This window comes from Kitasatospora sp. MBT63 (assembly GCF_000710465.2).
Lineage (GTDB): Bacteria > Actinomycetota > Actinomycetes > Streptomycetales > Streptomycetaceae > Kitasatospora.
The window spans coordinates 1-3,093 of the sequence record NZ_JAIZ01000819.1; the positions used below are offsets into that span (position 1 = coordinate 1).

At 73.4% G+C, this 3,093-nt stretch carries 2 protein-coding genes and 1 pseudogene; all 3 read right to left on the reverse strand.

The genetic code is table 11. The features are described from left to right. Positions 1 to 68: 68 nt before the first annotated feature. Positions 69 to 1,190 (reverse strand): cupin domain-containing protein, encoded by a 1,122-nt coding sequence (locus tag AA75_RS43005; protein WP_033825996.1) that lies wholly within the window; start codon positions 1,188 to 1,190, stop codon positions 69 to 71. After that, the gene (locus AA75_RS43010; protein WP_033825997.1) at positions 1,187 to 2,215 is read right to left on the reverse strand and encodes a carbon-nitrogen hydrolase family protein; all 1,029 of its coding nucleotides are present in this window, start codon (positions 2,213 to 2,215) and stop codon (positions 1,187 to 1,189) included. The genes AA75_RS43005 and AA75_RS43010 overlap by 4 nt, the downstream gene beginning before the upstream one ends. Positions 2,216 to 2,249: 34 nt before the next feature. Beyond that, a pseudogene (locus AA75_RS43015) lies at positions 2,250 to 3,093 on the reverse strand (bifunctional salicylyl-CoA 5-hydroxylase/oxidoreductase); the annotation flags it as partial.

Below are 3,093 nucleotides of genomic sequence, written 5' to 3' on the forward strand. Positions count from 1 at the left end.
GTACGTGACCAGGCGCATGACGCTCCTTGCAGTGGGACGGGCGGGACGGGCGGGCGGAACGGAGGGGGTTACCGGCCCTCGGGGCGGACGGGCTGGCGGCCACCGTTCTCGGGGTAGGCCTCTTCGCGCAGGAAACCGAGGGAGCGCATCACCGGGAGGTCGTCGAAGGAGAACAGGCAGGCGTCCTCGGACGGGTCGAGGTTCTCGTGCTCGTGCCAGGCCCAGGAGGGGACGCAGAAGATGTCGCCCTGCTTCCACTCGAACCGCTGCCCGGCGATCACCGACACGCCCCGGCCCTTGGCTGCGGTGTACACCACCGAGCCGGTGTGGCGGTGCGCGAGGGTGGCCTGCCCGGGGCGCAGCAGCTGCATCCGGGCCCCCATGGTGGGCATCACCGGGCCGCCGGTCAGCGGGTTGGCGTACTCCATGATGACGCCGTCGTACGGGGAGCCCTCGCTGGCCTTCGCCAGGTCGAGCAGGGCCTGGTAGGTCGGCTCCCACGGGTAGCCGAGGACCGGGGAGTAGGGGCGGGTCCACTTCTCGGACCCGTACGGCAGCAGGTTGCCGCCGTAGCTGAGCACCGAGGAGTTGATCACCTTTCCGGGGACCTGGTACAGGTCGGGGTGGACCTCGTAGAACCCGGCGTCGTGCGCGTTGACCAGCGGGATGTCGAGTCCGTCCTGCCAGACCACGGGGGCGTCGGCGGACTCGTTGCCGTGCTCGTGCCAGGTGCCGTTGGGGGTGATGGCGAAGTCCCGGGGGCCGACCTTGAGCTTCTGGCCGTCGACGATGGTCCAGGCGCCGGTGCCCTCGTGGACGAAGCGCAAGGCGGCGGCCTGGTGGCGGTGGGCGGTCATGGACTCGCCCGGGCCCATGATCTGCAGGCCGGTGTAGAGCAGGCCGACGGCGGCGCTGATGTCCCGTCGGCCGGGGTTGACCAGCATCACCACCCGGCGGCCGGCGTCGTCGGCCTTGACCAGCGGGAGCGCCTTGTGGACCAGCGGGCGCAGCTCGTCGTAGCGCCAGAGCACCGGCACCGACCGGGGCTGCGGGTACCAGGGCTCGATCTCGTTGGCGACCGTCCACAGGGCGCCGGCCTCCAGCTTGGCCAACTCGTCGTAGTAGGCAAGCAGTTCGGGACTGTCGGTGACCCGGGCGCGGCCGATCCGGTTGTCGTCGTGGGTGGTCACTGCTCCTCCTTCGGTGCGGTGGGGTCCTTCGGTGCGGTGGGGACGGGCACGGCGGCCGGGGCGGTGGTGAAGGTCAGCGGGGTGCGCGGGCGGTTGTCGACCTCGAGCCGGAAGATGTCGAAGCGGTTGTAGTGGCCGACGATGTCGTGCATCTGCTTGGGCTGGATGCAGCGGGCGAGGTCGATCTCGGCGTAGACGATGCCCTCGTCGTCGATCAGCGGCTCGGTGACCGGGCGGCCGTCCGGTCCGAAGATCCCGGACAGCGCACTGCGCGGACGGGCCAGCAGCTTGCGGACCTCGGGGTCGTCGCCGGCCACCTGGTCGACGATCTCCGGGGAGATGGTGGAACAGGCCACCACGGAGAAGACCTTGCCCTCGAAGCTGTGGGCCGCGGTGCGGACCGCGATGGCCTCCGCCATGTCGTAGTCCTCGGGGCCGACGGGCAGCGCGATGTAGGCGGCGGCGTGGACCAGCTCGCCCTGGGCGAGCAGGGTGAACCGGGCGAGCGTGTTGGTGTTCTCGCCGCAGGCCAGCACCCCGAGCGGCCCGATGTCGGTCCGGTGGACCTGCAGCGAGCTCCCGTCGCCGCCGGTCCAGGTCAGCTTCTCGGCCCAGGTGGGCACCAGCTTGCGGTGCACGCCGAGCAGTTCGCCGTCCGGGCCGATGGTGAGCAGGGTGTTGTAGAGCACCCCGAGGCTGTGCGCGCCGCGTTCGTTGACCCCGATGACGACGACCACCCCGGCCTGCCGGGCGGCGGCCCGCAGGGTGTCCACGTGCGGGCCGGGGACGTCGATCGAGGAGCGGTACAGCTTCTCGAACCAGGGCGAGCCCTGGACCGGGTTCATGGTCCAGTTCCAGTACGGGTACCCGGGGACGAACACCTCGGGCAGGACCACCAGCCGGGCGCCGTTCCCGGCGGCCTCGTGGATGAGCGCGACCGCCTTGTCCACGGTGGCGGCGGCGTCGAGGTAGACCGGGGACGCCTGGACGGCGGCGGCGGTGAAGCGGGGCAGATGGTCCGTCATGCGGGGTCCTCCGTGGCCGGTGGCGGGGTGCTGCTCAACGGGAAGCGGTGGAGCGTGCGGCGCGGGAGTCGGCGGCACCGGAATCGGCGGCGGGGACGGGGCGGGCCGGCTGTCCGGGCCGCCACCGCCGGTGGACGGGCGGTGCCTCGGTACGCAGCAGGTGCAGCCGGGGCGGGACCCGGTCGGCGCGCGGGCCCGGGGGCTTGCGGCGGCCCGCCTGCCACGGCCCGGGCCAGGGCGCGCCGGGGCCGGCGTAGCCCTGCTCGGCGGCGGCGTGCAGGGTCCACAGCGGGTCGTACAGGTGGGCCCGGCCGATGGCGACCAGGTCGGCGCGGCCGGCCAGCAGGATGGAGTTGGCGTCGTCGTGGCCGGAGATGGCGCCGACCGCGATGGTCGGGACGCCGGTGGTGTTGCGGATCAGGTCGGCGAACGGGGTCTGGTAGCTGCGTCCGTAGGGCGGCCGCTGGTGGGCGACGACCTCGCCGGTGGAGACGTCGATGGCGTCCGCTCCCCCGTCGGCCAGCGCCCGGCAGATCGCGACCGCGTCCTCCTCGGTGGTGCCGCCCTCGGCCCAGTCGGCGGCCGAGATCCGGACGATCAGCGGCCGGCCGGCCGGCCAGGCGGCGCGGACGGCGGCCAGGACCTCCAGCGGGAGGCGCAGCCGGTCGGCGAGCGGGCCTCCGTAGTCGTCGGTGCGGTGGTTGGTGAGCGGCGAGAGGAAGCCGGAGAGCAGGTGGCCGTGGCCGAACTGCAGTTCCAGCGCGTCGAACCCGGCCCGTCCGGCGCGCGCTGCCGCGGCGGCGAAGTCGGCCGTTACGGCGGCGAGTTCGGCGGGGGGGGCGGCGCGCGGGACGGGGGGGCCGCAGTCCCAGGCGAGG